This is a genomic window from Microvirga sp. GN3, from assembly GCF_055792825.1.
The window spans coordinates 1-4780 of sequence record NZ_JBVVAK010000291.1; the positions used below are offsets into that span (position 1 = coordinate 1).

General features: G+C 56.3%; 4 protein-coding genes and 1 pseudogene. 2 read left to right on the forward strand and 3 right to left on the reverse strand.

Translation table 11 applies throughout. From position 1 onward, the window contains the following. Positions 1-228 precede the first annotated feature (228 nt). Both ACS5Q1_RS46555 and ACS5Q1_RS46560 read right to left on the reverse strand, forming a co-directional pair. Positions 229-927, reverse strand: a complete 699-nt coding sequence (locus tag ACS5Q1_RS46555) for an alpha/beta fold hydrolase (protein WP_473104567.1) — start codon at positions 925-927, stop codon at positions 229-231. Between the two features lie 520 nt (positions 928-1447). Next, positions 1448-2413, reverse strand: coding sequence for a Bug family tripartite tricarboxylate transporter substrate binding protein (locus tag ACS5Q1_RS46560; RefSeq protein WP_473104568.1), 966 nt, complete (start codon positions 2411-2413; stop codon positions 1448-1450). A gap of 464 nt (positions 2414-2877) precedes the next feature. Here ACS5Q1_RS46560 and ACS5Q1_RS46565 point away from each other — a divergent pair, with 464 nt between their 5' ends. Further along, positions 2878-3894 carry a C-terminal binding protein gene (locus tag ACS5Q1_RS46565; protein WP_473104569.1) on the forward strand — a complete coding sequence of 339 codons (1017 nt, stop codon included), beginning with the start codon at positions 2878-2880 and terminating at the stop codon, positions 3892-3894. Between the two features lie 235 nt (positions 3895-4129). Continuing rightward, positions 4130-4699, forward strand: a complete 570-nt coding sequence (locus ACS5Q1_RS46570; protein ID WP_473104570.1) for a tripartite tricarboxylate transporter substrate-binding protein — start codon at positions 4130-4132, stop codon at positions 4697-4699. Here the strand turns inward: ACS5Q1_RS46570 and ACS5Q1_RS46575 are convergent. Next, a pseudogene (locus ACS5Q1_RS46575) lies at positions 4656-4780 on the reverse strand (IS481 family transposase); the annotation flags it as partial. The gene ACS5Q1_RS46570 and the pseudogene ACS5Q1_RS46575 sit on opposite strands and share 44 nt — an antisense overlap.

The following is a 4780-nucleotide window of genomic DNA, read 5'->3' on the forward strand; positions in this document are numbered from 1 at the left end:
ATGCTGTATTGCTCGACGGACTGCCTCTGTCGTTGTGGCGCTCCCATGGAGAACCTGGCCCATAGCGCATCCCTCCATTCCGGCGATAAGAATGCACCATCAAACCCCGGGATCAAACATCTAGAGCCCAGCTTCAAGGCCGAGACAACATGGTGAGCGCGCGCCTTCTACAGTGTTGCCAGGCGCTACGGAACGCTCAGCGCTCCATACCGCTGACCAAGTCAAGAATTAGGCATTGTGTGCCCGCGTCTTGAGCCACGAGGCTATTGTCGTCCCCACGCGCTGCGGTGCTTCGAGGGGAAGCATGTGCCCGGCGCCTTCGATCACGGCGAGCTCTGATCCTGCAATGCGGCTATGCAGTTCCTCTGCTTCGGCCAACGTCCGGATTCTATCCTTGTCTCCTGTGAGGATCAGCGTTGGGCAACGGATTTCATTTAGACGGTCCAGATCACCGCTGCGAGTGAGGCCGCACTGCCGTTGGAAGACCTCAGAGCCGAGACGACCTCCCATCGCCTGGATGCGATCGATGATTGCGGCCTCGCTGGCTCGGTCTGGATGTAGCGACAACGCGATTGCTGATCGGCTCAGTCCAGCGAAAGCCGTCTTTGTCGCTTGCATGGCTTGCATAGACTTGCGCCGTTCCTGTTCGGGTGTATCAGCGCGTGACGATGTGGCGATCAGGACGAGGCTAGACACGCGGGCGTGCGCCTGCCGAGCGATCTCGCGAGCGACGTAGCCACCCATCGAGAACCCAACCATCACGAACGATGGCGGCGCGCTCTGCAACGCTCGAAGGGCCATAGCCTCGATCGAACTGTCGCGGCTTAAATCCACATGAATGAGTGGCCCAAAGGGGGCCAGCTCGTCTTCCATATCGCGCCAAAGATCAGCATCAGTCATAAAACCAGGAGCAAGCAGCAGGGCCATGGGTGGGTCGCCTTCCGGTTCTCATCGATGGCAATGTATGACGCAAACCTTCAGCCGTCTTAACCAGACCGGATTTTAGAATACCCCTCGGGTTGTGCTCGAGGTAAGGACGGCATTCGGTCGCTCTGGAATGACCTCGTTGTAAATCGCTACGCAGATAACGCTTGTATAGACAGCGATATCAGCTCTGAACCATGCCTCAGTTCAGGTCGCGGTTGCAGAAGCGCATTCCTGCGCGCTGCACCTGACTCGGGGAGGCGAGGGCGAGATAAACTCCTTGTCGAGGGCTCCATTTGAGCCTTGCCCCAGGGTTCTTCCCCGGCGGTTTACTGAGGAACCAGTACGGCGACCTCGTTTCGTCGCGTCATCATGCCAAGTATGGGGAGTTGCAACCGCCTGTCTGGACTAAGACCCACATCGTTGTACTCCTCGGTCTGAGTTCAGTGACCTTGCGATCTTCCGGATCTCAAGGTCACTCCCTCGAAACGTGGCCCGTCAGCGGGTCAAGCGATCTGTATCGTCAGTCGGCGCGAATTTTTAGATCCGTTACCGTCTTGGTCCAAAATGCCGTCTCGTCTTGAACGAACTTGCCGATGTCGCTATCGGCGACTGACGGGACCACTGCACCCTGCTGCTCCCAAACGCGCTTGACCGAGGGATCCTCCAAGGCGGTCTTGATCATTCCTCTCAGCTTAGTCACTGTGTTGGGTGACGTCCCTTGCACAACCCACAGCGCATACCAAGTTGACACATCGAGTGGCGGGCCACCCGCCTCCTTCAATGTCGGCACCTCTTTTAGGAAAGGCGTTCGATTGGCCGTCGTTACTGCCAGTGCGCGCAGGCGCTTCCCTTCAATTTGAGGCGCCGACGTACCTAATCCATCGAACATCATGTCACAAAACCCCGCGACCAAGTCCTGGAGTGCCGCAGCGGTCCCGCGATATGGTACGTGAACAATTTCGACTCCCATATCGCGCTTGAACATCTCCGCGATGATATGCTGGGAGGTCCCATTACCCGACGAGCAGTACGTCAACTTTCCTGGCGTGGACTTAGCTTCTGCCAGCAACTGTGACAGGCTTGTAAAGCGCGAGTTGTCCGGTACCACGAGTACGTTGGGCACAATTGCTGTAATCGCAAGAGGAATGAAGTCATGATCAATCCGATAACCGCGTTTAGGGTACAGCGCCTCAGCCATCGGTTGATGGACACCGCCAGCGAGTACGATTGTTCCGTCTGGTGGTGACTGGGAGACGTTGTTGACGCCGATCGTTCCACCCGCACCGCCGCGATTGTCGATGATGACGCGATGGCCTTGCGCCTCGCTGAGTACGGTTGCCAATGGGCGTGCGAAGGCATCGACACCGCCCCCGGCACCATACGGAACCACGATCTTCGAAAGCTTTGCACTCTCTGCCTGGACGGCCACCCCAGATGCCAAAGTGAGAATACTGCCGATCGCAGCCGCCAAAATCTGCCGTTTCATAAAATCGATCCTCCCAGGGACCACGGGCGAATAGTGTTCTTTTTGGCAGGGTCTATTCGCCACGCGTTGTTGTTCATTCACTGAGTAACCGACGCCAATAGGTCAGCCTAGGCGCCACCCGGCTACGACTTTGAGCAGTCAATTTCCGCTTGTGAAATTATTTGTTCGTCTGGTCTTATTCACACGGTCAATGGCTGCGGGCGTCACTCGGATGTTGCGAAGGTTCAAGACGGCCATGCAGGCACGGGCGGCCGCCGACTGTACGGGCGCTTACGTGCGGTGGCGGCAAAAGCTCAGCTACGCACTCACTCTGCGTTTGTGCGACGACGTTTGATGGGAGCTGGGTGGCCCTCCGGCGGCACTGGATATTGATCGGCCCAATAAGACCATCACAAAGATCAATTTGCTCATTCAAGATGTTGATCGAACATTCAGGAGATCGAATGCGTATATGAGAGCAGATAATGATTCATGACGAAAGCCCTCCGAAGAATTCAGTCGTCATTACGGATCACATATCTGATCTTCGAATCGCTAAATCGATCCTTGGCAGTGCTCTTGCAGAGGGTCTGAATCCTGAGATCCAAGTCGCCATCGTATGGCGTCATAAGGTGGATCGCGAATTCATAAGAGCCCATCCAAAGCTGCGCGGTGTCATCCGCTATGGAGCCGGATTCGATAACGTAGACGTGAGCGCGGCGACCGAATTTGGTATCGTCGCCTTTAACAATCCTACCTATGGCATCAATGAGGTCGCCAATACGGCGCTCGCCATGATCCTCGCTCTCTCACGTGGGATCATGCAGTACGACGAGATCGCTTCAAAGCTTCCTGCAACGTGGCAATCGAACGTAATTCCGACCATTAAGCGGACGAGCGCGATGGTCCTCGGAGTTGTGGGCGCGGGGCGCATCGGCTCGTCGACATTACTCAAAGGGAAGGCAGTTGGGTTCCAGACGCTGATGTTCGATCCTTACGCCCCGTCCGGGATCGAGAAGGTCTACGGCTGCGAGCGTGCGCGGACCTTGCACGAGCTTGCAAGACAATCGGACATCATTAGCTTCCACGTACCGCTCACGCCTGAAACGAAGGGTATGATTAGCCCCGATCTTATCGCCGCGATGAAGCCTGGCGCATTTCTCGTTAACACGGCGCGCGGTCAGATCGTGTCGGATCTTGGTGCACTCATGGCGGCTTTAAAGTCGGGGAAGCTGCAGGGGTTAGCGCTCGATGTGCTCCCAGAGGAACCGCCACTTGACATGACAGCACTTCACGATTGGGCGTCACGGGCGCCGTGGCTGCAAGGGCGCTGCATCATCAACCCGCATACGGCTTACTATTCCATAGAGTCACAAGAAGAAATGCACCGTAATGCAGCGGAGAACGCAAGGAGGATAATCAGCAATGAAGTGCCGGACAATGTACTCAATCCTGAGGTTTTGCCACTATGGAAAGAGAAGTACTGCATCAAAGCGCGGTGATCTTCGCTACGGCGGGTCGGAAGATTCAAATCGAGGCGTGCATCGTCTATTGCATAATACCGGCTGGACGTTCCGTGAGAGATCACCGCTTCGCATGAATGTTCTCTGCGCAGGGCTGGGTCTTATAATCGGCTTCGCAAATGCTGAGAGTGCTTCGGCCCAGACGGGCAGGATTGTAGTACCATATTCCGCAGGCGGGCCGACCGACGTCATCGCCCGCACTATTGCCGAGCAGATGGGTAAGCAACTCGGGCAAACTTTCATCCTCGAAAACGTTGTAGGCGCCGGCGGAACTGTAGGCCCTAGTCGGGTAGCGCGTGCTGAGCCTGATGGCACGACTATACTGATACAAAATATCTCATTCGCAGCAGCACCGGCACTGTTTGAGCATCTCCCTTACGATACTGTGAACTCATTCGAGGCGGTCGGGTTGATCAATAGGTCACCCCTTGTCCTTGTGGGCAGAAAGAGTCTGCCGGCCACCGCGGCGCCCGAACTAATCACCTGGATCAAGGACAACCGGGACAAGATCAATTTCGGCCATGGCGGCGTTGGGACGTCAGGGCATTTCTGTCTAGCCTTGTTGGCTAACGCCCTCGGCATCGAGCCGACATTCGTGGCGTATCGCGGCTCAGGGCCGGCCCTGACCGATCTCGTGGCACAGCACATCGATTTACTGTGTGACCAAACGACCAACTCGGTACCTCAGATCATGAGCGGAACGATCAAACCTTTCGCGATCACGGCTCGCGCTCGGTTAGCTAGCTGTTCAGTCCCGGCATTTGATGGACCGGGTCAAAGGTGAAGCGTTTGGGCTCCTGTGTCCAGCATTTGCAGATGAACTCGTAGGGTGTGAGGCCCCTGAGGGTCTTCAGCCTTCGGCCGA